Annotated in this window: 19 protein-coding genes; 8 read left to right on the top strand and 11 right to left on the bottom strand. The window is 41.7% G+C overall.

From position 1 onward, the window contains the following. The first annotated feature begins 67 nt into the window (after positions 1–67). Both BUC20_RS31120 and BUC20_RS31115 read left to right on the top strand, forming a co-directional pair. Positions 68–1,384: a CitMHS family transporter gene (locus tag BUC20_RS31120; protein WP_073237992.1), complete on the top strand. Its 1,317-nt coding sequence runs from the start codon at positions 68–70 to the stop codon at positions 1,382–1,384. 46 nt (positions 1,385–1,430) lie between these two features. Next, positions 1,431–2,630, top strand: coding sequence for a cation:dicarboxylate symporter family transporter (locus tag BUC20_RS31115; RefSeq protein WP_073237989.1), 1,200 nt, complete (start codon positions 1,431–1,433; stop codon positions 2,628–2,630). Here the strand turns inward: BUC20_RS31115 and BUC20_RS31110 are convergent. Continuing rightward, the gene (locus tag BUC20_RS31110; RefSeq protein ID WP_073238409.1) at positions 2,605–3,735 is read right to left on the bottom strand and encodes a metallophosphoesterase family protein; all 1,131 of its coding nucleotides are present in this window, start codon (positions 3,733–3,735) and stop codon (positions 2,605–2,607) included. The genes BUC20_RS31115 and BUC20_RS31110 overlap by 26 nt on opposite strands. A gap of 202 nt (positions 3,736–3,937) precedes the next feature. Between BUC20_RS31110 and BUC20_RS31105 the strand changes: the two genes are divergently transcribed. From BUC20_RS31105 to BUC20_RS31095, 3 genes are all read left to right on the top strand, one after another. Then, on the top strand, positions 3,938–4,651 hold the full coding sequence (locus BUC20_RS31105; protein ID WP_073237987.1) for a helix-turn-helix transcriptional regulator: 714 nt from the start codon (positions 3,938–3,940) through the stop codon (positions 4,649–4,651). Between the two features lie 54 nt (positions 4,652–4,705). Then, positions 4,706–5,164, top strand: coding sequence for a GyrI-like domain-containing protein (locus tag BUC20_RS31100; RefSeq protein WP_073237982.1), 459 nt, complete (start codon positions 4,706–4,708; stop codon positions 5,162–5,164). Positions 5,165–5,238: 74 nt separating this feature from the next. Continuing rightward, the gene (locus tag BUC20_RS31095; protein WP_073238406.1) at positions 5,239–7,272 is read left to right on the top strand and encodes a M13 family metallopeptidase; all 2,034 of its coding nucleotides are present in this window, start codon (positions 5,239–5,241) and stop codon (positions 7,270–7,272) included. A gap of 57 nt (positions 7,273–7,329) precedes the next feature. On the opposite strand, the gene BUC20_RS31090 is transcribed toward BUC20_RS31095, so the two are convergent. The 4 genes from BUC20_RS31090 to recJ all read right to left on the bottom strand — a co-directional run bounded on the left by BUC20_RS31090 (position 7,330) and on the right by recJ (position 11,799). Further along, positions 7,330–7,758, bottom strand: a complete 429-nt coding sequence (locus tag BUC20_RS31090; RefSeq protein WP_073237979.1) for a CBS domain-containing protein — start codon at positions 7,756–7,758, stop codon at positions 7,330–7,332. Positions 7,759–7,835: 77 nt separating this feature from the next. Further along, the gene (locus BUC20_RS31085; protein WP_073237976.1) at positions 7,836–9,347 is read right to left on the bottom strand and encodes a GH3 auxin-responsive promoter family protein; all 1,512 of its coding nucleotides are present in this window, start codon (positions 9,345–9,347) and stop codon (positions 7,836–7,838) included. 19 nt (positions 9,348–9,366) lie between these two features. Beyond that, positions 9,367–10,101, bottom strand: coding sequence for an LPS export ABC transporter ATP-binding protein (lptB, locus tag BUC20_RS31080; protein WP_073237973.1), 735 nt, complete (start codon positions 10,099–10,101; stop codon positions 9,367–9,369). Next, entirely contained in the window at positions 10,102–11,799 is a 1,698-nt protein-coding gene (gene recJ, locus BUC20_RS31075; RefSeq protein ID WP_073237970.1) for a single-stranded-DNA-specific exonuclease RecJ, read from the bottom strand. Between the two features lie 203 nt (positions 11,800–12,002). On the opposite strand from recJ, the gene BUC20_RS31070 reads away from it, so the two are divergent. Further along, the gene (locus BUC20_RS31070) at positions 12,003–12,767 is read left to right on the top strand and encodes an MBL fold metallo-hydrolase (RefSeq protein ID WP_073237967.1); all 765 of its coding nucleotides are present in this window, start codon (positions 12,003–12,005) and stop codon (positions 12,765–12,767) included. Here BUC20_RS31070 and BUC20_RS31065 read toward each other — a convergent pair. The 5 genes from BUC20_RS31065 to BUC20_RS31045 all read right to left on the bottom strand — a co-directional run bounded on the left by BUC20_RS31065 (position 12,754) and on the right by BUC20_RS31045 (position 18,283). Further along, entirely contained in the window at positions 12,754–13,170 is a 417-nt protein-coding gene (locus BUC20_RS31065) for a response regulator (protein WP_073237964.1), read from the bottom strand. The genes BUC20_RS31070 and BUC20_RS31065 overlap by 14 nt on opposite strands. Positions 13,171–13,311: 141 nt before the next feature. Beyond that, positions 13,312–13,902 (bottom strand): YceI family protein, encoded by a 591-nt coding sequence (locus tag BUC20_RS31060; protein WP_073237961.1) that lies wholly within the window; start codon positions 13,900–13,902, stop codon positions 13,312–13,314. Between the two features lie 98 nt (positions 13,903–14,000). Next, positions 14,001–16,880: an aminomethyl-transferring glycine dehydrogenase gene (gene gcvP / locus BUC20_RS31055; RefSeq protein ID WP_073237959.1), complete on the bottom strand. Its 2,880-nt coding sequence runs from the start codon at positions 16,878–16,880 to the stop codon at positions 14,001–14,003. 75 nt (positions 16,881–16,955) lie between these two features. Next, positions 16,956–17,528, bottom strand: a complete 573-nt coding sequence (locus tag BUC20_RS31050) for a hypothetical protein (RefSeq protein ID WP_073237957.1) — start codon at positions 17,526–17,528, stop codon at positions 16,956–16,958. Positions 17,529–17,563: 35 nt separating this feature from the next. Next, positions 17,564–18,283: a pyridoxine 5'-phosphate synthase gene (locus BUC20_RS31045; protein WP_073237954.1), complete on the bottom strand. Its 720-nt coding sequence runs from the start codon at positions 18,281–18,283 to the stop codon at positions 17,564–17,566. 64 nt (positions 18,284–18,347) lie between these two features. Here BUC20_RS31045 and BUC20_RS31040 point away from each other — a divergent pair, with 64 nt between their 5' ends. Together BUC20_RS31040 and BUC20_RS31035 are read left to right on the top strand one after the other, a co-directional pair. Then, a complete protein-coding gene (locus BUC20_RS31040; protein WP_073237951.1) occupies positions 18,348–19,919 on the top strand; it encodes a mechanosensitive ion channel family protein in 1,572 nt (523 codons plus the stop codon). A gap of 74 nt (positions 19,920–19,993) precedes the next feature. Beyond that, positions 19,994–22,003: a TonB-dependent receptor gene (locus BUC20_RS31035; RefSeq protein WP_073237949.1), complete on the top strand. Its 2,010-nt coding sequence runs from the start codon at positions 19,994–19,996 to the stop codon at positions 22,001–22,003. A 71-nt stretch (positions 22,004–22,074) separates the two neighbouring features. On the opposite strand, the gene ahcY is transcribed toward BUC20_RS31035, so the two are convergent. After that, positions 22,075–23,391, bottom strand: a complete 1,317-nt coding sequence (gene ahcY / locus BUC20_RS31030; protein ID WP_073237946.1) for an adenosylhomocysteinase — start codon at positions 23,389–23,391, stop codon at positions 22,075–22,077. Positions 23,392–23,607 lie beyond the last annotated feature (216 nt).

Raw genomic sequence — 23,607 nt, 5'->3', positions numbered from 1 at the left:
CTCCTTCGGGGAGGCCGGTAACCGGACTAAACCTTCCTGATATTCACCATAATTAAATATAAACGATATGTTAGTTTTCCTGGGATTTTTAATGATTATCACTTTTATGCTCTTAATTATGAGCAAAAAAATGTATGCCCTTACCGCCCTGATCCTTGTTCCTGTGTTTTTTGGCCTGATTGGCGGATTTGGAATGGAGCTGGGAACGATGATGATGGATGGCATCAAAAAGATAGCCCCAACAGGGGTGATGCTCATCTTTGGAATTGTATACTTCAGTATTATGATCGACGTTGGGCTGTTCGATCCCCTGGTCTCCAAGATTTTAAAAGTGGTAAAAGGCGACCCTTTGAAGGTAACTATAGGTACAGCAATCCTGACGCTGTTGGTTTCTCTTGACGGTGATGGGGCAACCACCTATCTCATTGTGGTTTCTGCCATGCTCCCCCTATATAAAAAACTGGGCATTAACCCGCTGAAATTAACGGCGATCATTATGTGTGCGGGGGGAGTGATGAATGTTTTGCCCTGGGGCGGACCAACGGCAAGGGCGATGACCTCCCTGCATTTAAGCTCTGCAGAGCTGTTCATTCCTGTGATCCCTTCTATCATTGTGGGCAGTCTTTGGGTCTTGTTTATGGCCAGAATCTTTGGGATGCAGGAGCGGAGAAGAATGAAAGCTGCCGGGATTTGTATTGACGCCCTGAACCTTGATGCCGATAACAATGGCTATACTCAATTTGCTGACCATGGGGATCAAAGCCTGAAACGCCCGAAGTTATTGTGGTTTAATTTTTTGCTGACTTGCACCTTATTAATTTGTATGGTGCTGAACATATTGCCTTTAGCGGTTTTGTTTATGATAGGTTTTGCATTGGCTATTGTGATCAATTATCCTAAACTGGAAGATCAGCACAATAAACTGAGGAGACATGCCGATAATGCTTTGTCGGTATCTGCAATGATTTTTGCTGCGGGGATCTTTACAGGAATCCTTTCGGGAACAAAAATGATGGATGCGATGGCAACTACGCTCATTAGTGCAATCCCTGCAGCCTGGGGAACACATCTGCCAATCATCACCGGACTTGCCACTCCTCCACTCACCTTTTTTATGAGCAATGATGCCTTTTACTTTGGCATTTTGCCCCTTATTGGTCAGACAGCCGAACATCTTGGAGTTCCGGTTGCAGAAGTAGGAAGGGCTTCTTTATTTGGAGGTCCGGTACATTTGCTGAGTCCATTGGTTCCTTCTACTTATTTGCTCGTTGGTCTGGCTGGGGTGAGTTTTGCGGATCACATGCGTTTTACCCTGAAATGGGCAAGCATTACTTGTCTGGTGATGTTGTTTGCCGCTTTTGCCTTTGGTGTGGTTAGCTTATAATTTATAAGCGATGTTATAGAGATTAGTCATAAATTGCAGATCGATCATGTACAGCCGTTTGACCCAGATATTTTCGAACCTTGCTTTTCAGGTGCTCATCGCGTTGATTCTAGGATTGGCGCTGGGCCATTACTTTCCTGCATTTTCCATTAAACAACATTTTGTAAGTGCTTACTTTATTGCCGCTGCCGAATGGTTTGCTGCACCAGTGATCTTTCTGACCGTTGCCAGTGGAATTGCCGGGATTGCCAGCCTGAAGAAATTAGGAAGGATCATTTTAAAGTCGGTGGTCCTGTTTGAACTGGTCAGTACCCTTGCCATTGTCTTTGGCCTTGTGATGGCGGTATGGTTAAAGCCCGGAGTGATCAATACGGATAACCTTCATGAACAGGTTGGAAAATATGCGGAATTGAATGTCAACAGTCTTAAAGAAGGAGGGCAGGCCTTTTCACAAAGTGCACTGATTGTATTGGTGCTGGCAATTCTTGTTGGGCTGTTGCTGCATTTACTTCCCGCCAGAGACCGTTTTATCCAGGGTCTGGATAAAGTGCGGGATGGCGTATTCAGGCTGATCACGCTCTTCTTTAGGTTAACTCCTTTGGCTGTACTCAGCGGTATGGCTTATACCGTGGCCAGCTTTGGTTTACATTCTATCCTGCCAATGGGCAAGCTGATTGCTGTCATGTACCTTTCGGTGATCATTTTTGTATTTGGCTTCCTGGGCCTGATGTTGTACTTATACCGGTTTAACATCTGGCAGCTGCTGGTACTGATCCGCGATGAGCTCCTGATTGTTTTCGGAACTTCTTCTTCCAGATCTGTTATTCCTTTGGTGATCGATAAGCTGGATAAGTTTGGTTGTAGTAAACCGGTAACGGGCTTTGTCCTTTCTGCAGGATATTCCTTCAACCTGATCGGAACTTCCATATACCTTGGGATGAGCATCATCTTTGTAGCCCAATTGTACCATATCCACCTTGTGTTTTCGGACTATCTGGAGATTATCCTGGTGCTGATGTTGGTGTCTAAAGGGGCTTCAGGAGTTCCCGGAGCTGGGTTTGTGGCCCTGAGTTCTGCGGTAGCACTGCTTCCTCAGATTCCTTTTGAAGGACTGGTGTTCATCTTCGCTGTAGAGCGTTTTCTGAATGAAGCGCGCTCCATCACCAATACCATTGGCAATGCAGCGGCAACGCTTGTCATCGCAAGGACCGAGAACGATTTTATCTCCCCGTCAGGTCAACCGTAAAACGGTCAAATAAGCTGGCTTCCTGATCGGTATGTTGACTGTCTTTTCCGGGAAGGGTATAATACTCTCCTTTGATGACGAAACTGAAAGGTGTTTTTTCAATGGCAATCTTTAGGAAACCATGTCTGTTGTCGCAATAGTTTTCCAGTTCAACCTGCTCAAATAACTCGCTTTCGGCACGGTAATTCGGTTCGTAAGGATCGGCCAATCCATGAAGTTCATCAAAACCTCCGGCTCCGGCAACGATAAAAGGAACTGTTTTCCCATCCGCATAATGTTTGCTGAACCGCTGATAGTTGTGTACATGTCCGCTAAAAATAATGTCCGGTTTAACTCCTGCCTCTTCAAAAGCAGATTCCAGGAATTCTATCATTGGCTGACTGGAACCATGATTCACATCTGCTGAATAAGGAGCATGGTGCATACATACGATAATGGCTTTATCAGCGCTATGTTTTGCCGCTTCTTTAAGTTCTTTGATGAACCAGCTTTTCTGTTCTTTTTGAATGCATCCGTATTTCGGAACATTGGTATGAAGACCGATAATGGTTGCTAAAGGAGCCTGCATGGTCCAGTATACATTCGGTTGAACCTGACTTTTTCTTTGAAGCCCGCTGGCGAAATGAATGGTGGCAGGGCAGGTATTGCAGAATGCTGCATAAAAAGCTTCCAGGCTTTCGTAATGTTCGCAGCAATCAGGGTTGATATCTGTATCATGATTTCCGGCAATGGCATAAATAGGCCCCGGATAGGTTTCATAAGGCTCCAGGAATTGAGATTCATACTGATCTGCTTCTCCATAATGATAAACAATGTCTCCCAGGTGATATAAAAAGGAAGGGCGATCTTCCGGGCATACTGCATTTAAATATTGTTGAGCCATTTGTCCGGCAATTTGTTTTTGCAGGTCTGGCTGTTTGAATCCACCGGTATCACCTACCATATGAAATACCATGGCCTGAGGTGCTTCAACAGCAGGTTCTGTTTCCAGCTTTAAGCGGTATGGATAACTTCCTGAAGGCAATGGCAGAGGCTGAAAAGTATGACTGTCATCAATCTGATCTGTTTTAAAAACTGCTTTGTAAAGAATTTTCGTGCTGATCATAGTTGTAGATTTTTGGTTTGTCATGAAGTTAAGGCATCCATATTAACGCATCATTAAGTGTAAAATATTTAACAGAAGTTTAAAGTAATCCTAACACAGGCCCTGCGTTTTATCAGAAAAATTCATGGCAAAAACAGGGGATTCCAGAAATCAGATATAGCATGTATCTTTGAAAAGAGAATAAAACTTTGAAAAAAATAAAATGGACGGCACTGAAACCCGAAGATTGTCCAGGCTTACGGCAATATTAACGCAACTTCAAAGCAAGCGGCTGTCGACTGCGACTGAACTGGCGAAAAAATTTCAGGTCAGTATACGTACCATCTATCGCGATATCAGAGCCCTGGAAGAGGCAGGGATTCCTGTGTTTGCGGAAGAGGGAAAGGGGTATTCTTTGGTAGAAGGTTACCGGCTTCCTCCGGTTAGTTTTACGGAAAGTCAGGCCAATGCATTGATTACTGCCGAGCAACTGGTGCTCAGAAATAAAGATGCTTCGTTTGTAAGAGAATATACGGAGGCCATCACAAAGATAAAGGCAGTTTTACTTCATCAGACAAAGGATAAGGCCGATCTGCTTTCTAAAAGGATTGCGATCAGAAATAACCCTGAAAACAGCAGCACGAGCAATAGTATGTCGGCGATTCAACTGGCGTTAACCAATTTCAATTTATTAAAAATGGATTATCAGGCTGAGCAGGCAGCGCTGAGCACGAGAGTGGTGGAGCCTTTTGCCATCTACAGTACACAGGAAAACTGGATCATGATCGCTTTTTGCCGGTTGCGACAAGAGTACAGGGCTTTCCGCCTGGATAGAATCAGAAAACTGGAAATTCTTAAAGAACATTTTGAACCTCATAAAATGACTCTTCCGGAATATTTTGCCATTTGTTTAGAAAAATCCAGACCCCTGACATAGGGCTGTCAGCAGCCAGGGATAATTTTGCTTCCATAATCAATTGAAAAAAATCAAATGGAAAAAGAAACACTTAATCCCTTCTACGTGCTGGGAATTTCAGTTAGAACATGTAATGCAAACGGAGCTGCGGCAACCGATATTCCGGCGCTCTGGAACAGGTTCAGATCAGAAAATATCGGAGCAAAGATCGACAATAAATCAGGAGAGGAGGTCTATAGTATTTATACCGACTATGAGGGCGATCATACCCAGCCTTATACCACGATCATCGGATATGCGGTTGAGCATCTGGATCATATTCCTGAAGGGATGCGGGGATTGACCGTAGAAGGAGGCCCTTATGAAAGGCATCGGCTGAAAGGAAATTTATTACAGGGCCTGGTCTATAATGCCTGGGTAGCCATCTGGAATAAGGAAATCCCCCGTGCCTATACTGCCGACTTTGAAGTGTATGGTGCAGGCGCTCAAAATCCGGAAGATGCTACCGTAGACATCTTCATCGCCACGCGTTAATTTACCCCTCGTTAGGTCCCATTCCATATCTTTTGTTAAATTTGAATCATACCTAAATATTTTTTATGATAAAAATGAAAAAATCTATTGGAATTCCTATGGTAGCAGGTTCCATGTTATTTCTCGCTGCTTGCAGTAACTCTGATACTAATAAAGAGCTGCACTCGGGAATCATCCTTAAAAATATGGATACCACAGCATCCCCGGGAAATAATTTTACGGAGTATGTGAATGGTACCTGGATGAAAAATACGAAGATCCCTTCGGATAAGGCTTCCTATGGCGTAGGTGCTATCGTTAACGATAAGGCTCAGGAAGATGTCAAGGCAATTATCGAGAATGCAGCCAAAGGCAGCGCTGCTGAGGGATCTGATGAACAGAAGATCGGTGATTTCTATGAAGCTTATATGAACATGAAGGTTCGTGATTCTATCGGACTGGCACCAATCGCTGCAGAGTTTAAAAAAATTGATGCGATTGCTTCGGCAAAAGACCTGTCTGCATATTTTGCTTATGCAAATAAGATCGGAAATATTATTCCTTTTAATGTAGGTGTTATTGAGGATTTTAAAGATCCCAAGAAATATATGCTGTATACCTGGCAAGGTGGTTTAGGGCTTCCTGAACGTGAATATTATTCATTGACAGATGCAAAATCCAAAGAGATCCGTGCTAAATATCAGGTTCATATTGAGCGCATGTTAACTCTTGGCGGTGTGGCCGATGCGAAGGCGAAGGCTGCTCAGATTATGGCACTGGAAACACTGATTGCTTCTAAACACATGAAGAAAGAAGAAACCAGGAATATGACTGGCTTATATAATAAATATGCCATCAAAGACCTGGGTAAATTGATGCCGGATTTTGACTGGACAACTTTGCTTTCTGAAGCAGGCGTTAAAAACCAGGATAGTTTGGTGGTAACGCAGGTTGCTTATACTAAAGAGTTGAATGCAATTCTGAAAAACACACCATTAGATACCTGGAAGACCTACCTGAAATGGAGCGCCTTAACCGGAGCGTCATCAGCACTGAATACAGCTGTAGATCAGGAGAATTTTGATTTTTATTCTAAAACACTCTATGGTGTGAAAGAACAAAAACCGCAATGGCGCAGGGCAGTAGATGTGGTGAATGGCAGTCTGGGTGAAATGGTCGGTAAACTATATGTGGAGAAACATTTTCCACCTGCAGCAAAAGAACGCATGCTTAAACTGGTAGGTAATCTATTGAAAGCTTATGAATCAAGCATTAAAGAGCTGGACTGGATGAGCCCGGAAACGAAAAAACAAGCTTTAGAGAAAATCAGCAAGTTCACCCCTAAAATCGGATATCCTGATAAATGGAGAGATTACTCTGCATTAAAAGTGGTTAAACATGACCTTTATGGCAATGAGAAACGCGCTGCGGAATTTGAATATAACCGTACACTGAATAAATTGGGTAAACCTGTTGACCGTACAGAATGGGGAATGACGCCTCAAACGGTGAATGCATATTACAACCCTACAATGAACGAAATTGTATTCCCTGCTGCGATCTTACAACCTCCTTTCTTTGATATGAATGCAGAAGATGCTGTAAATTATGGTGGTATCGGAGCTGTAATTGGTCATGAAGTTGGTCATGGTTTTGATGATCAGGGCAGTACTTTTGACGGAGACGGAGTAATGCGTAACTGGTGGACTGCAAAAGACAATTCAGAGTTCAAAAAAAGAACGAATGCTTTAGTGGCACAATACAGTGCATTTAAAGTGTTCCCGGACCTGAATGTAAATGGTGAATTTACACTTGGTGAAAACATCGGTGACCTGGGTGGATTGAGCATTGCCTTAAAAGCCTATAAAGCAAGCCTGAATGGCAAAACTGCTCCAGTGATGGACGGTTTTACCGGTGAGCAACGTGTGTTTATTGGCTGGGGACAAGTATGGTCGAATAAATCTAATGCAGAAGCATTGAGAAATCAGGTAGGTACAGATCCGCATTCTCCTGCAAAATTCAGGGTAAATGGCGTGGTTAGGAATATTCCTGAATTCTATACTGCCTTCAAAGTGAAAGCTACAGATTCCTTATATCTGGCACCAGAAAAGAGAGTTAAAATCTGGTAATCGTATCGAAATGATCATAAAGGCGGCCTTGTTTAAAAATAAGGCCGCCTTTTTTATTTAACTGCTGATATAGCTCTCCAACTGGGAGATGGTTTGTTTCTGATCTTCCATGATAAATTTAACGACATCACCGATGGATACCATCCCGATTAACTGGTTTTCCTGAATCACAGGCAGGTGACGGATGTGTTTATCAGTCATGGTTTGCATGCAATGGTCCAGGCTGTCTTCCGGTGATACCGTGATCGGTTCGGCAGTCATGACTTCACTCAACAAAGTGTCCACTGAAGCTTTTCCCTGAAGAATGATCTTTCTGGCATAATCCCTTTCCGTAAATATTCCCAATAACTTACGCTCCTCCAGAATGAGTAAGGCACTGATGTTCTTTTCCATCATGACCTGAAGGGCTGTTAGAACGGATGTGTTTGCAGGAACAGAAAAAATGTTCGCTGATTTAGTGCTGAGTAGATGTTTTACGGTTTTCATAACACATTAATAATTAGCTAATTAAATTTACTGAAATAAAAGCTGATTTACAATGGGGTTATGCCGAAAAATTCTTTTTACTTCATCATAGGCAATATTTCGTCCACATAAGTCCGTTCGTTGGCCAATCTCGGTACTTTATGTTGCCCGCCCAATTTTCCTTTAGACTTTAACCAGTTGTAGAACGTGTTGTAAGGAGCATTGTGGACTTTTGGCCGGCGTAACGCCATGTCTTTAAAACGTTTTGCATCATAATCAGAATTGACCTCCCGAAGGGTCTGGTCTAGGATGTCTACAAATTTTTCAAAGTCGTTGGGTTGCTGATCAAATTCGATGATCCATTCATGGCCTCCCACTTCTTCCCCTTTAAAATAAATAGGACAAGCGGTATAATCCTTGAAAACAGCTCCCGTTTCGGTACATGCCTTACAAATGGCCTGTTCTGCATTGTCGATGATCACTTCCTCTCCAAAAGCATTGATGAAATGTTTGGTCCTTCCGGTAATTTTAATGCGGTAGGGGGAAAGACTGGTGAATTGAATAGTATCGCCGATCATATAGCGCCATAGACCTCCGTTGGTAGAGATGATAATGGCGTAATTTTTATTTAACTGTACCTGATCCAGGGATAAGGTATCCGGATTTTCGTCTTCTAATTGCTCGATGGGCAGGAATTCATAATAAATACCGTAATCCAGCATCAACAGTAGTTCATCGGAATTGACTTCATCCTGAATGCCAAAGAAGCCCTCAGAAGCATTATAAGTTTCCAGGTAATACATTTCACTAGAGGGAATCAATTCTCTGAACTGCTCTCTGTAAGGCTTGAAATTTACGGCACCATGAATGTATAGTTCCAGGTTTGGCCAGACTTCCAGCAGGTTCTGCTTTCCGGTCATTTCCAGCACCTTTTTTGCCAGGACAATCGTCCAGGTCGGCACCCCTGCAATATTGGTCACATTTTCTTTGATGGTGGCCTCAGCCATTTTTTCCATCTTCTCCTCATAGTTGTCCATGAGTGCGATGGAAATGTTTGGTGTGCGGTAATATTCTGCCCACATCGGCAGGTTTTTGATCAGTACCGCAGAAAGATCGCCATAAAAGGAATCTTCATTGAGCTGGTTGATCTGATGGCTTCCACCAAGGACCAGGCCCTTTCCCGTCAGGATCTGATTGTCGGGACGGTTATTGCAAAAGATGGATAAAAGGTCTTTACCTCCTTTGAAATGGCATTCCTGCAAAGATTCTTCCGATACCGGAATAAATTTACTCCTGTCGCTGGTTGTACCTGAAGATTTTGCGAACCACTTTATTTCCGATGGCCAAAGGATGTTTTGTTCTCCTTTGAGCATCCGTTCGATATAAGGTTTCAGGGTATCATAATTTTGTATGGGAACCCTTTGCTTAAATTGTTTCGGGGAAAGAATGGAGCGGTATTCGTATTTCATCCCCCATTCTGTATCCGCTGCGCTGGAAATCAGTTTCTGAAACCATTCTTCCTGTACATCATGCGGGTATTTCATGAAAAGCTCGATCTGATGAACGCGCTTTTTCATATACCAGGTAAAAATCGAATTTACAATTGCCATCTGTTACGGTGAATAAGGGTTATAGTTTTTTAGTACGGAGCACGAAGTTTGATCCCAGATATACTCTTCTTACCATCTCATTGGCAGCGAGGACTTCTGGTGTTCCGGATTCTAATATTTTACCTTCAAATAGTAAATAAGCCCTGTCGGTGATGGAAAGTGTTTCCTGCACGTTATGGTCGGTAATTAAGATGCCTATATTTTTTTGTTTTAATTTCGCTACAATGCTTTGGATCTCTTCTACCGCAATCGGATCGACCCCTGCAAAAGGCTCATCCAGCAGGATGAAATTAGGATTTGCAGCCAATGCCCTTGCAATTTCTGTTCTCCGGCGTTCCCCACCTGAAAGCAGGTCACCGCGGTTTTTACGTACTTTATGTAAACTGAATTCACTGATGAGTTCTTCCAGTTTCTCATGACGTTCTTCTTTGTTCATCTTAGTCATCTCCAGGATGGCCATAATGTTATCTTCGACGGATAGTTTACGGAATACCGAAGCTTCCTGTGCGAGGTAACCAATCCCTTTCTGTGCCCTTTTGTACATGGCATCAGAGGTGATGTCCTCATCATCTAAAAAAATAGTGCCTTCATTGGGTTTGATCAAGCCGACAATCATATAGAATGAGGTCGTTTTTCCCGCTCCGTTAGGTCCAAGTAAACCTACAATTTCCCCTTGGCTCACAGAAAATGAAACGTCATTTACTACGGTTCTCTGTTTGTATTTTTTGATTAGATTTTCAGCTCTTAATATCATTTATATCTTAATCCCTTTAATATTCAATTGCAAACGTCTCTGTTCTTTCCAGATATTTTCTTCTATTGTATAACAAATAGAAAAAGGCTGGTTTGGTTGTAAAAGTGTTTCAAACTCTGCCAGGCCAAATCCAATGCTTTCAAAAATAGCTGAATTTTGTTGTTTTACATTCAATTTTAAATGTTTTGTCGCCACAACATAAGGTTTTGCTACCAGACTTACGTTATGCGTTACAAAAACAGGTGCCGGATTATGTGGCCCAAAAGGTGCCATTTGAGAGATAATACGTTGAAATTTACCGTCAATCTGTGAAAAATGAATCTCAGTATCTATCTTAATTTCAGGGCATAAGAGGTCGTCAGTAATGGTGGCTGCAACAATGTTTTCAAATCTTTCTGAAAAAGCATCAATATTCTCCGGCTTCATGGTGAGGCCTGCGGCGAATTTATGGCCGCCAAACTGTACCAGCAAATCTTCGCAACCAAGTAAAGCTTCATAAAGATCAAAACCGGCTACAGAACGTGCGGAGCCGGTGAGTAAACCATTGGATTCCGTCAGCACAATGGTGGGACGGTAATATTTTTCTGTCAGACGGGAGGCCACGATACCAATCACGCCTTTATTCCAGCTTTCATGATAAACTACAGTGGTTTTTTTGTTGATCAGGATCTCACAGTCTGCAATCAAAGCCAGTGCTTCGGCCGTGATGTTCTGGTCTGAGACTTTGCGGTCTGTATTCTGCTGGTTGATGAATTCGCTTTGAGAAAGGGCAATGCTGTCTTCTGCACACAATAACATTTTTACTGCTTCATTGGCATGGTCCATCCTGCCGGCGGCATTGATCCTGGGTGCCAGTACAAAAATCACATCGGTAAGGGTATAATCCTTATTTTTTCCGGAGATGTCCATTAATGCCTTTAGTCCCATGCAGGGATTCTTGTTCAGTTTGATCAGCCCATGGTAGGCCAATATTCTGTTCTCATCTTCTACAGGAACAATATCTGCTGCGATACTGACCATTACCAGGTCTAAATATTGCTCATATCTTTCTGCGGGAAGTTCATGGCGGATACAATAGGCCTGTGCCAGTTTAAACCCGATCCCGCAACCAGCCAATTCTTTAAAAGGGTAGGGGCAATCGTTCCGCTTAGGGTCAAGTAAGGCTGCTGCTGCGGGCAATTCATCTCCCGGAAGGTGATGGTCGCAGATGATAAAATCGATACCCAGCGAATTTGCATAAGCGACTTTATCCACCGACTTGATCCCGCAATCCAGGGCAATAATGAGAGTTTGTCCGTTTTTATGGGCATAATCTATCCCTTGTGTAGATATGCCGTATCCTTCTTTATGCCGGTCGGGAATATAATATTCAATGTTTTCTGTAAACTGGCTAAAGAAGCTATAAGCCAGGGCTACGGAAGTCGTTCCATCAACATCGTAGTCGCCATATACGAGTATCTTTTCATGATTACTGAGGGCCATATCAATTCTGACGATCGCCTTATCCATGTCTTTCATCAGGAAAGGATCATGCAATTGTGCCATTTGCGGCCTGAAAAAATCTTTCGCTTCCTCAAAGGTTGAAATGTCCCTCTGTACTAATATCTGTGCTAAGCTGTGGTCTATATTTAATTGCTGTGCAAGCAAATCTGTTGTTTCTTTATTCCCCTGTACAACTTGCACCCATCTTTTTTCCATTAGTGGTTATTCTCTTTTTTTGTTGGATTATTTGGTTTTGCCGGCCGGCTCTTCCGGGCTGCTGAGGCTTCCTTGCGCGGTTATGACGCTGCTATGAACCTCTTGCTTGTGTTTTTAAGCGATAAGTTCCTGCAGGTTCTCTATCTTTGCAACGATTCGTAAATATATCATTAAATTATTTCTTCTTACTAATAACTACGCCATTGCAAGTTTTCACTTTATATGAAGGATCTTATTCCGTAGATGCGACTAAAAAATTCCTTCCTTTTAATTCGGAAACGGACAACCCTAAAGACCGTCCGGCTTCTTTGTTTATTCATGTTCAGCCTTTCCTGGTAAAGTTAGGTAAGGAGCTGGTCTTGTTTGATACCGGCTTGGGCTACAGTAATGAAAAAGGGCAGTTGATTTTGCACGAAAACATTAAAAAAGCAGGGTTTAAGCCGGAAGAGGTGACAATGGTGCTCATGTCTCATTTACATTTTGACCATTCCGGCGGGATGATCCACCAGGTAGGAGACAAGGTTGATCTGAGTTTTCCTGATGCAGTATATGTGATTCAGCGCGGAGAATGGGAGAGTGCGTTTACGAATTCTTCTTCTTCCTATAAAACAGAAATTTTTGAATTCTTACAGCGGAATGCACAATTGAATTTCATCGAAGGCTCAGGGCAACTGACACTTGAGATCAGTTATGAGCTTACAGGAGCACATACCCCTTTTCACCAGACTTTCCTGCTGGACGATGGAACGGATAAAGTATTCTTTGGTGGTGACGTGTTACCGGAACCGGAAGAGTTATTGAGAAAGTTTATTGCCAAGTATGACTTTGACGGTAGGAAAGCCATGGAACTCAGGGAAGAATTCGGACAGAAAGCAGCCTTAGAAAACTGGAATTGTCTGTTTTATCATGGAAAATCCAGGGCTACAGGTTTTGTGACTTACAATGAAGGGCAGTTTAAGATTCATTAATCTGCCGTTCTACCAGCTTCAATAATTCTGTCAGTCTTTCTATAGACAGTGGTTTCGAAATAAATCCTTTAACTGTAGTATAGGTCTTTGCCTTTTCAATATCGTTTTCATATACGGAAGACGAAAGCATATACATGTCTACTTTTTGAGGAATTCCTAATTTCTCGTAGGCCTCCAGAAACTCCCAGCCATTCAGCACGGGCATATTGATGTCAATAAGAATCAGCTGTGGAAGCGCATCTCCTGAGCTGACCACTCCTGCAAGGTAATCGATCGCGATCTGCCCGTTTGTTTTAGAGATCATTTCAACGTTGTACCCCGTTTTTTCTACTATTTTTTTTATGATGAAAATATTGATGTCGTCATCATCAATTACAAGTAGCTTAATTTTTGAGGTCATCATAGAGGTCAATGCGTAACGGTAAATTTTTTGTGTAACTATAAAGTTATAAAATATGTATAAATGGCAGGACTAATATCTATTATGTTACAAAAAAAAGGCCATTATACAATAATGGCCTTTTTTTAAATGAAATTAAACGAACTATTTTTTAGCTACCAGTTTAATTGCAAGTTCAAATTCATCGTTTATCATCTTGTCGCCTACATCAGGGAAGATGCTTTTGGACTTGTATTTAATTCCGAATTTAGTTCTGTCAACGCTTACTTTGTCTGCTGAAGCAGTCACAGAGCCATCCGCATTCCATGCTAAGGTAGCCGGGAAAGTGATCGAAGTCGTAATTCCTTTGATGGTTAAATCACCAGTTACATTTACTGTGTTTCCGTTACCGGCTACTTTTTTGATCGTGAATGTAGAGGTTGCAAATTTATCCGTTCCGAAAAAATCGTCTGCTTTTAAGTGCTTTTCTAAGTTTGCGCTTTTATCAGCATCCTTAATTGTAGTCATGTCAATCACGAAATTACCACCGGCTAATTTTTTTCCGTTGAAAGACAGGGAACCCGACTGAAGGTCGATGGTACCATTATGACTTCCTGTTAATTTTTTACCTACCCAGGTGATGGAAGATTTTGAAGCGTCAACTTTATAAGTATCTGCTTTAAATACGGGGGCTATAAAAGCCGATGAGGCAATTACTACAATCAGTAAGGCCAGGGAAGTTAATTTTAATTTCATGTTTAATGGTTTGTGGTTTTTTTATGCTCCGGTCAGTTTAGACCTTTTAATATATTCAGATGATAAATATATTAAAAGGTTTAACTGTTTCCGATATTTTAAACGGTTTCTTCTTCCATATAGCTTTCAATCGGAGGACAAGCACATACCAGTGACCTATCGCCAAAAGAGTCATTCACCCTACCTACTGAAGGCCAGAATTTATAGGCCGCAACATAAGGAAGCGGGAATGCAGCAGTTTGTCTGCTGTAGCTATGGTTCCATTCATCACCCGTTACAACCGTAGCTGTGTGTGGTGCGTTTTTCAATGGGTTATCTGTTTTGTCTGAATTTCCGTTTTCAACTGCGCCTACTTCTTTTCTGATGGCAATTAAAGCATCACAGAACCTGTCCAGCTCATGCTTAGGCTCACTTTCTGTAGGCTCTACCATTAGCGTTCCTGCAACCGGGAAAGATACTGTAGGTGCATGGAAGCCATAATCCATCAAACGTTTTGCAATATCTACCACTTCAATTCCGAAGTTTTTGAAAGCTCTGCAATCCAGGATCATTTCGTGTGCACAACGTCCGTTAGCACCTGAATATAATACCGGATAATGCTGCTCTAAACGCGCTTTCATATAGTTTGCGTTAAGAATTGCATGTTTGGTTGCGCTGGTTAAACCTTCGCCGCCCATCATCGCAATGTAAGCATGAGAGATCACTAAGATCGATGCTGAACCCCATGGAGCAGAAGAAACAGCAGGAATAGATTTCTCTTTGCTGATGTCTACTACCGAGTGAGCTGGCAAGTAAGGAACCAGGTGTTTAGCCACACCGATCGGACCCATACCAGGGCCACCGCCACCGTGAGGGATACAGAATGTTTTGTGTAAGTTAAGGTGACAAACGTCAGCACCGATATTACCCGGGCTGGTTAATCCTACCTGAGCATTCATATTGGCACCATCCATATATACTTGTCCGCCATTTTCATGGATGATGTTACAGATGTCGATAATGCTTTCCTCGAATACACCATGTGTAGATGGATAAGTCACCATTAAGCAGGAAAGGTTTTCTTTGTTCTCTTCTGCTTTGGCTTTTAAATCATCAACATCAATATTTCCGTTTTCAAGAGATTTTACGATGATGATTTTCATTCCTGCCATCGCTGCAGATGCAGGGTTGGTTCCGTGTGCGGAAGAAGGAATTAAAGCAATGTTACGGTGATGATCACCACGGTCCTGATGGTAAGCTCTGATCACCATTAAACCCGCATATTCACCCTGAGCACCAGCATTTGGCTGTAAACTCATGGCAGCGAATCCAGTGATTTCACTGAGCCATCTGTCAAGTTCATTAAATACAGTATAGTAACCGGCAACCTGATCAGCAGGAGCAAATGGATGGATTCTTCCAAATTCCGGCCAGGTTACAGGGATCATTTCAGTCGTTGCATTTAGTTTCATGGTACATGAACCTAAAGCGATCATAGAATGACAAAGTGAAAGGTCTTTTGCTTCCAGAGATTTAATGTAACGCAGCATTTCATGTTCTGAATGGTGTGCGTTAAATACCGGATGACCTAAGTAAGCTGAAGTACGTTGAAGTGCTGTTGGAATAACAGTTTCTACATTTTCATCAGCCAGTTCTACTGCATCAGCAGCGATACCTTTTACTTTAGAGAAGATCTTTACCAGTAACTGAACATCTTCGATTGCAGTCGTCTCATCTAAAGCGATGGTCACTACGCTGCCTTTGTAGTTCAGGTTGATTTCATTGTCAATACATTCTCTGTGGATAGAATCTACCAGGTTACCAAGATCTAACTGGATGGTATCAAAGTAAATTTTATTCAGTTGGGTGTAACCTGCTTTTTCTAATGATTCAGCTAAAGTAACAGCCAGTCCGTGTGTACGTTCAGCGATTAATTTTAAGCCTTTAGGGCCATGATAAACTGCATAGAAACCAGCCATAATAGCCAATAGCGCCTGTGCAGTACAGATGTTTGAAGTTGCTTTATCTCTACGGATATGTTGTTCCCTTGTTTGAAGGGCCATACGTAAAGCATAGTTGTTATTGCTATCGATCGTTACCCCGATGATACGTCCCGGAATAGAACGTTTGTACTCATCTTTAGTTGCGAAATATGCTGCATGAGGACCACCAAAGCCCATAGGTACACCAAAACGTTGGGTAGTACCTACCACAATGTCAGCTCCCCATTCTCCCGGAGGAGTCAATAAAGTTAAGCTCAGAAGATCTGCAACAACAGTTACTTTTACGTTCAGGTTGTGTGCTTTCTGTGCGAAATCAGTATAATCAAATACTTCACCGTTACCGGCTGGATATTGGATGATCGCACCAAAGAACTCGTCATTAAGTACTGTGGTCTGGTGATCACCTATTACTAACTCAATACCAAAAGGATTGGCACGGGTTTTTAAAATGTCAATAGTTTGTGGGAAAAGTAATTCAGAAACGAAGAATTTCTTTGCAGCCTGGTTTTTGCGTAAGCTGAATTGCATGAACATGGCTTCAGCCGCAGCAGTACCTTCGTCTAATAGAGACGCATTTGCAATTTCCATACCTGTAAGGTCAATCACTAAGGTCTGGAAGTTTAACAATGCCTGTAAACGACCTTGTGCGATCTCTGCCTGATAAGGCGTGTATTGCGTATACCATCCCGGGTTTTCCATTACGTTACGTAAGATGACACCCGGAGTTGTTGTGTCATAATATCCCTGACCGATATAAGATTTGAAAACCTTGTTTAAAGAAGCAGTTTGTTTTAAGCTGCTCAGGTAATCTTTTTCAGATTTCGCCTGCGGCAGGTTCAATGGCTGTTTCAACCGGATCTTTTGAGGAACGGTTTGTTCTATCAATTCGTCAACAGAACCCAATCCAAGGGTGTGCAACATGGCATTCACATCCTCAGTGTTAGGGGCAATGTGACGATCTTTAAAGTCTTCTTTGTAATGAATATTTAAGCTCATGAAATCTATATATAAAAAGTTCCGCAAAGGTAATAAAAAATCCCCTTAGCTCTAAGCCTAAAACTGTTTATAAAACTAATCTCCGACCAGTACCCAGCCCTCTTCTTTTTTGAACTTTAATTTATAGGTTTTAGTGATGAAATTACTTGCTGTTCCCTTGTCTTTCAGGAAAATAGCGAAATCATTCTGTTCCTTTTTCAGCGATACAGTTACCCTGGCAACTCTGGAATCTCCTTTGATCAGGGTGATGGGCTTTTCAGGATCCAACACATAATCAAGTACGCGGAGGGTGGCCTTTGACTCATCCTGTTTAAGGACATAAGGTTTTGATTTGTCTGTTAATGAAACCTGATAGATGTAAACGCTGTCTTTAGACAGGAACTTCTTTTTCTGATCCTGTAAGGTCATTTCTACCAGGCCTTTCCCTTGTAAACCTTTGTATTTTTCCAGCTCCAGTTTATCATTTTTACTTTTGAATTTCATTTCTCCGACATTAATCCGGACACTTTCAAATTCAGGGTTTGTTTTAAGGTGTGCAGCAATTACATCCGTAGCAGTACCTTCATCCAGATTGCCACCACCACCTTTACAACCGGCGATAAAGAATAGGAAAATTGCGGAGATGGTTAATAAAGTTGAGTTTTTCATTAATATAAAATTTTGATGATGTTCTTATCGGAAATTTAGTTTTTTAGTTGTCTTAAATACATTTGAACTGTGTTTTCTAATCCAAGGTACAGGGCATCACTGATTAAGGCATGGCCGATACTGACTTCCAGTAATCCCGGGATATTTGCTGCAAAATAGCTCAGGTTTTGAAGGTCAAGATCATGACCTGCGTTGATGCCAAGACCCAGTTCATTGGCCCTTTCTGCTGCGGAAACATATGGAGCGATGGCCTGCTCCCGGTTGCGCTGGAAATTGCGGGCATAATCTTCGGTATACAACTCGATGCGGTCTGTACCACTTTCTGCGGCAGCATCGATCATTTCGGTCACCGGATCTACAAAGATAGAAACCCTGATTCCTGCAGCCTGAAATAAGCTGGTCATTTCCTTTAGATAAGCCTGATTTTTAATCGTATCCCAACCATGATTGGAAGTGATCTGACCTTCAGCATCCGGTACCAGGGTAACCTGTGCAGGCTTATTGGCCAATACCAGGTCCACAAATTTTTGCTCCCTGCAATTGCCTTCAATGTTAAATTCTGTAGCAATTACGGCTTTCAGATCGAACACATCCTGATAGCGGATATGTCTTTCATCTGGTCGTGGATGTACGGTGATCCCCTCTGCTCCAAAGCGTTCACAGTCTAACGCTACCTTTACTAAATCCGGATTATTTCCCCCACGACTATTTCTTAGTGTCGCAATTTTATTGATGTTTACAGATAATTTTGCCATGACGTAAAAATAGTAGATTATTTCCTTATTTTGCTGTTAGCAATCACGATAATTTCTTACATCAATGTTCACAAAAACGCTTTTTACATTTCTATGCCTGTTGGGTTTACAAAGCACGCTCCATGCCCAGGAAACTAAGGTTGACCTGAAAGGATATCCTGTTATTGTCCATCAGGATACTTTATTTCATATCAAAAACAGGCTGGGTTCTTTATCCGCTTCGGAAAGGGCCGCAAGGACTTCAGAAAAAGTGGAGAAACTGGCAGAAGATCTTCTTTTCGTGGCAGATTCTGTGAAGATTGAGGATGATTCTGTGGTGACCGATCTGGTATACAAAGGAAACATTCTGATCAGTTTGTCTAAGGCTGATGCAGATTCTGTACGAATGGATAGAGCTGTACTGGCAAAAACATACCAGCAGATCATTGTGAAAAATGTAAAAGAATACAAAAGTGAGACTGATGTTACCGAGCTTTTAAAGCGTGCAGGTTTGGGCTTACTGATCTTACTGACCCTGGGTGCTTCTATCTTCTACTTAAATAAGTACTCCAACCGTTTTCGTGCCTGGATCAGCGTGAAGCTCCAGAAAAGGATCGGAAACATTAAAATCAAAGATTATGAGCTGATCAACAAGAGAAGCGAATTGTTACTGATAGGCAGGTTGTTGAACCTGCTTAAATTTCTGCTGATCTTTTTACTGATCTATATTACCCTTCCACTGGTATTCCGACTTTTTCCATGGACGAAACCCTGGGGGGATAGCCTGATCAGTTTTGTCCTGAATCCACTGAAGAATATATTCAGTGCGATGATCAATTTCATCCCCAATATGATTACCATCGTAGTGATCTTTTTTGTCTTTCATTACATTAAAAAGGGGATTAAATTCCTGGCAGATGAAATAGAAACAGAGAAACTCAAGGTGAATGGTTTTTATCCCGATTGGGCGAAACCGACTTATAACATTGTTAAAATTGTCCTGAATGCATTTATGCTGGTGGTGATCTGGCCATTTATTCCAGGCTCTAATTCAGAGATCTTTAAAGGGGTGTCTGTATTTTTAGGGCTTTTGATCTCTTTCGGTTCTTCTTCAGCAATCAGTAATGGAGTAGCAGGGATGGTGATTACTTATATGCGGCCTTTTAAAATTGGCGATGTGGTTAAAATAGGAGACATCACCGGAGCAGTACTCGAAAAATCTTTGCTTGTTACCCGGTTAAAAACGATCAAAAATGAAATCATTACCATTCCAAACAGTGCAATTCTGAATGGAAATACGGTTAATTATACCAGTTTATGTGCCAATGAAGGCTTGATCATTCATTCTACCCTTACACTGGGATATGATATTCCCTGGCAGACGATCCATGGCCTGCTGATCAATGCGGCATTGGCAACTGAAGGGGTAATTAAAGGAAAGCAACCTTTCGTATTGCAAACGAGTCTGGACGATTGGTACGTATCTTATCAGGTAAATGCCTATGTGGAGAAACCGGAAATCATGGCTTTGATTTACTCTGAACTTCACAAAAATATTCATGAGGCTTTTGACGCAGCTGGAGTAGAGATCATGTCGCCACATTATCAGGCGATCAGAGATGGAAATGCGAGCACCCTACCGGGGCATAGTTCCTGATCCTGCTATTGTTTTAATTTAAAATTAACCATTCATGCTTTTTTTTATCTTTGCCGGAAAAATAAAAAACCAGTATGAAGAAAATGCTCTTTCTTATAGGCATATCCCTGCTTTCGCTCCGGGGTATGGCTCAGGACACGGTGGTGTCATCCCCAAATAAAGATGCCTGGATTAATAAACCGGACGTGATCATTAAGGCAGAGGAGCTGAGAAATTTTCCTTCTGGTAAATTAATGGAAGCGCTGCTGGGCCGCTTACCTGGTTTGAATCAGAGAGGTCTGGCTTTTCAACGTATGGAATTGCTGTTTGTTGTAGATGGATTTGTTTGGGATAATATTGATGTGATCAATATTAATAACATAGAAGAGGTTGCCTACTATCGCGGGGGACTGGGCAGCAAGTTCGGGATCTGGAATTCCAGGGATGGAGTATTGCTGATCAGTACAAAAACAGCAGGCTTGAATCAGTCCCTTTCTACAGATGTAAATGTTCAGGCGGGTGTCAGTTCTTTTAAAGAGAATGGCGAACAAAAACACAATTATCCCCAGAGTTACCATGTTGCCCTATCTCAGGGACTTGATAAATTAGCCTGGAGGGGCTCAGCAACTTATCGCAGTGGTTATTTCCATGAGCGCATGTCAGAACGTGATGCACAGCTTCAATTGAGCGGAAATCTAAGATACGAGCCTTTGAAATGGCTGAGCCTCGGTGCGAATGCAAATTATGCCCCGTATACTGGCAATGAACTTTTTACTTCTGCAAATAAATATTCCACCTTTCAGCTAAATAATAAAAGAGATCAAAAAAACTGGAATGGATTGTTTACCGTCAGGGCTCGTCCTGTCAAAGGGTTGGTTAACGAATTCAGCCTGTTAAAAGACAACAGCAGGTCTGATAATGGAATCCATAAAATAATCGGCTACATTGGTGAGGGGGCAGGTGCAAGTGTTTATTCTGATAGTTTGTTTACAGCCCGTAAAAACAGTTTGTCCATATTAAATAACCTGAATTATAGTTTTAAACTGGATCAGGAAAGGGTTACTTTTAAAGGATCTGCAATCTACCAGTATGTCCATGCGAACCTGAAGGATCAGCTTAACCATACCATCTATAGCGTGGGGGGAACGGGAGAAACTGGTTCAAATGAGCAACAGGTCAAATATGGAACAAGGGACGGTGAAACCAGGGTTCATAGCTGGATTGGTGATTTTTCTGTGAACCTTTATGACATTTTGTTTCTGCAGACCGGAATACGCAGAGATAAAGTTAAACCTATGGATAAGGCTTTGTATTCACCTTATTATTCAGGAAGAGTAAATTTGAAGAATGCATTCCTGAAAGAAGTGGTTGTGATCGATGAGGTCAGTTTATTTGCTTCGTTTGGGAAATATCGCAACCCGGTATCCGTAGCACAAACAGGCTTCTGGGGAGATGGATCTATGATTTTTCCAAATGCTGATCAAATGAAGATGCAGAATTACGGGATCAATACCGCTTTCTTTAACAATAGGTTTCATCTGTCTGCTGATTGGTACAGAAATGAAACTTACGCCACAGTCCTGGAATGGTCATTATCGGGAGGGGAGCCAACAGGTATTTTTCTTCCTGTCCGGGAGAAGGGCTGGAGAATCTGGTCATCGGCCGGAATTCTAAGGAATACACCTTTTAAATGGAGCACTGGTTTGAGCCTTTACCGGAATGATATGAAAAAAGCGGTCATGAAAGGAATTGAGCCATCAGCGAACAACGAGATTAACAGACAAGGGTTGCAGATGGGGATGCAACATCAATTTTACTACCGTGATTTCTCTTTGGATATCAATGGTTATACTTATCTGAATCAGCACATCACGACTTTGTCAGACCCGAGATATCGTTATTCTCCTAAAATTCAGGAGAGATCCAGTTATTTAAATTTGAATTATATCGCGCTGGGATACGACATCGCAAAGCAAAAATCTTCAGGGACCTTTAAGAATTTAAAGGTGAGTGTAATAGGAAGAAATTTAATCCAGTACCGTAAAAAGACTGCTTTTGAGCGGTTACCGGGAACATTTGCTTTATCCGTTAATGCGACACTCTAAAAAAATAACACCATAAAAAAGGGAGCCTGTTTTTAAACAGGCTCCCTTTTTTATAACATTTATGCAGAGTCTTAGTATCTGTAAGCCTCTGGTTTGAATGGACCTTCAACAGGTACACCAATATAATCTGCCTGATGCTGATCTAAAACATCCAGTTCCACACCAATTTTAGCTAAGTGTAAACGGGCAACTTTTTCATCAAGATATTTAGGAAGAACATAAACTTTGTTCTCATATTTATCTGTATTTGTCCAAAGCTCCAGCTGAGCTAAAGTCTGGTTGGTGAAAGAGTTAGACATTACAAAACTTGGGTGACCTGTAGCACAACCTAAGTTTACCAAACGTCCTTCAGCCAACAGAATGATGTCTTTACCATCAATGGTATATTTATCAACCTGAGGTTTGATCTCAATTTTAGTATCACCATAGTTTGTGTTTAACCAGGCAACATCGATTTCATTATCGAAGTGACCAATGTTACAAACGATGGTTTTATCTTTCATCAGTTTGAAGTGCTCCGCACGAACGATATCACAGTTACCGGTAGTAGTAACTACGATGTCGGCTTCTTTAACTGCTGTAGCGAATTTTTTCACTTCATATCCTTCCATTGCTGCCTGTAATGCACAGATCGGGTCAATTTCAGATACGATTACACGTACACCCTGTGAGCTTAATGATTCCGCAGAACCTTTACCCACATCACCATAACCTGCAACAACAGCAACTTTACCAGCCATCATTACATCAGTTGCACGACGGATCGCATCAACCAATGACTCACGGCAGCCATATTTATTGTCGAATTTAGATTTGGTTACTGAATCGTTAACGTTGATCGCAGGTAAATGTAACGTACCATTTTTCATGCGCTCATACAGACGGTGAACACCTGTAGTGGTTTCTTCAGATAAACCTTTAATAGCAGCAATCAGCTCAGGATATTTATCAAATACCATGTTGGTTAAATCACCACCATCGTCTAAGATCATATTTAAAGGCTGACGCTCCGGACCGAAATGTAAAGTTTGCTCAATACACCAGTCAAAATCTACTTCATTAAGACCTTTCCAGGCATAAACCTGAATACCTGCAGCAGCAATAGCAGCAGCAGCATGGTCCTGAGTAGAAAAGATATTACATGATGACCAGGTTACTTCAGCACCCAGCTCAACTAAAGTCTCGATTAAAACTGCAGTCTGGATAGTCATGTGCAAACATCCTGCGATGCGCGCACCTTTTAATGGTTTAGAAGGACCGAATTCTTCGCGTAATGACATTAGGCCCGGCATCTCTGCTTCGGCTAATCCGATCTCTTTACGACCCCATTCTGCCAGTGAAATGTCCTTAACTTTGTAAGGAACGTAAGTTGTCTCTACTGATGACATATTTATTTTATTTAAGTTATTAAATGCTTGTTAGTTATTGGAATCGATACAGGAATAACCAATACCCTGAATCAATTCATTTGTTGTGCAAAATTACGCAATAGTTTGACCAAATTCAAAAGTACTGGTGTTATGCGGTTTAATATATTTGATTTTAGTTCATTCCCTCATTTTACTCAAAATAAGTTCACTCAAACTCAAATATTCAACCGGACA

It is taken from the genome of Pedobacter caeni (assembly GCF_900129215.1).
Taxonomy (GTDB): Bacteria; Bacteroidota; Bacteroidia; order Sphingobacteriales; family Sphingobacteriaceae; genus Pedobacter; species Pedobacter caeni.
Note: the sequence above shows the minus strand (reverse complement) of the source record. Positions and strands in the feature narration are given on the sequence as shown.

Coding starts and splice junctions, on each gene's coding strand:
- BUC20_RS31120 (WP_073237992.1), top strand. CDS start 68: ATGTTAGTTTTCCTGGGATTTTTAATGATTATCACTTTTATGCTCTTA.
- BUC20_RS31115 (WP_073237989.1), top strand. CDS start 1,431: ATGTACAGCCGTTTGACCCAGATATTTTCGAACCTTGCTTTTCAGGTG.
- BUC20_RS31110 (WP_073238409.1), bottom strand. CDS start 3,735: ATGATCAGCACGAAAATTCTTTACAAAGCAGTTTTTAAAACAGATCAG.
- BUC20_RS31105 (WP_073237987.1), top strand. CDS start 3,938: ATGGACGGCACTGAAACCCGAAGATTGTCCAGGCTTACGGCAATATTA.
- BUC20_RS31100 (WP_073237982.1), top strand. CDS start 4,706: ATGGAAAAAGAAACACTTAATCCCTTCTACGTGCTGGGAATTTCAGTT.
- BUC20_RS31095 (WP_073238406.1), top strand. CDS start 5,239: ATGAAAAAATCTATTGGAATTCCTATGGTAGCAGGTTCCATGTTATTT.
- BUC20_RS31090 (WP_073237979.1), bottom strand. CDS start 7,758: ATGAAAACCGTAAAACATCTACTCAGCACTAAATCAGCGAACATTTTT.
- BUC20_RS31085 (WP_073237976.1), bottom strand. CDS start 9,347: ATGGCAATTGTAAATTCGATTTTTACCTGGTATATGAAAAAGCGCGTT.
- lptB (WP_073237973.1), bottom strand. CDS start 10,101: ATGATATTAAGAGCTGAAAATCTAATCAAAAAATACAAACAGAGAACC.
- recJ (WP_073237970.1), bottom strand. CDS start 11,799: ATGGAAAAAAGATGGGTGCAAGTTGTACAGGGGAATAAAGAAACAACA.
- BUC20_RS31065 (WP_073237964.1), bottom strand. CDS start 13,170: ATGATGACCTCAAAAATTAAGCTACTTGTAATTGATGATGACGACATC.
- BUC20_RS31060 (WP_073237961.1), bottom strand. CDS start 13,902: ATGAAATTAAAATTAACTTCCCTGGCCTTACTGATTGTAGTAATTGCC.
- gcvP (WP_073237959.1), bottom strand. CDS start 16,880: ATGAGCTTAAATATTCATTACAAAGAAGACTTTAAAGATCGTCACATT.
- BUC20_RS31050 (WP_073237957.1), bottom strand. CDS start 17,528: ATGAAAAACTCAACTTTATTAACCATCTCCGCAATTTTCCTATTCTTT.
- BUC20_RS31045 (WP_073237954.1), bottom strand. CDS start 18,283: ATGGCAAAATTATCTGTAAACATCAATAAAATTGCGACACTAAGAAAT.
- BUC20_RS31040 (WP_073237951.1), top strand. CDS start 18,348: ATGTTCACAAAAACGCTTTTTACATTTCTATGCCTGTTGGGTTTACAA.
- BUC20_RS31035 (WP_073237949.1), top strand. CDS start 19,994: ATGAAGAAAATGCTCTTTCTTATAGGCATATCCCTGCTTTCGCTCCGG.
- ahcY (WP_073237946.1), bottom strand. CDS start 23,391: ATGTCATCAGTAGAGACAACTTACGTTCCTTACAAAGTTAAGGACATT.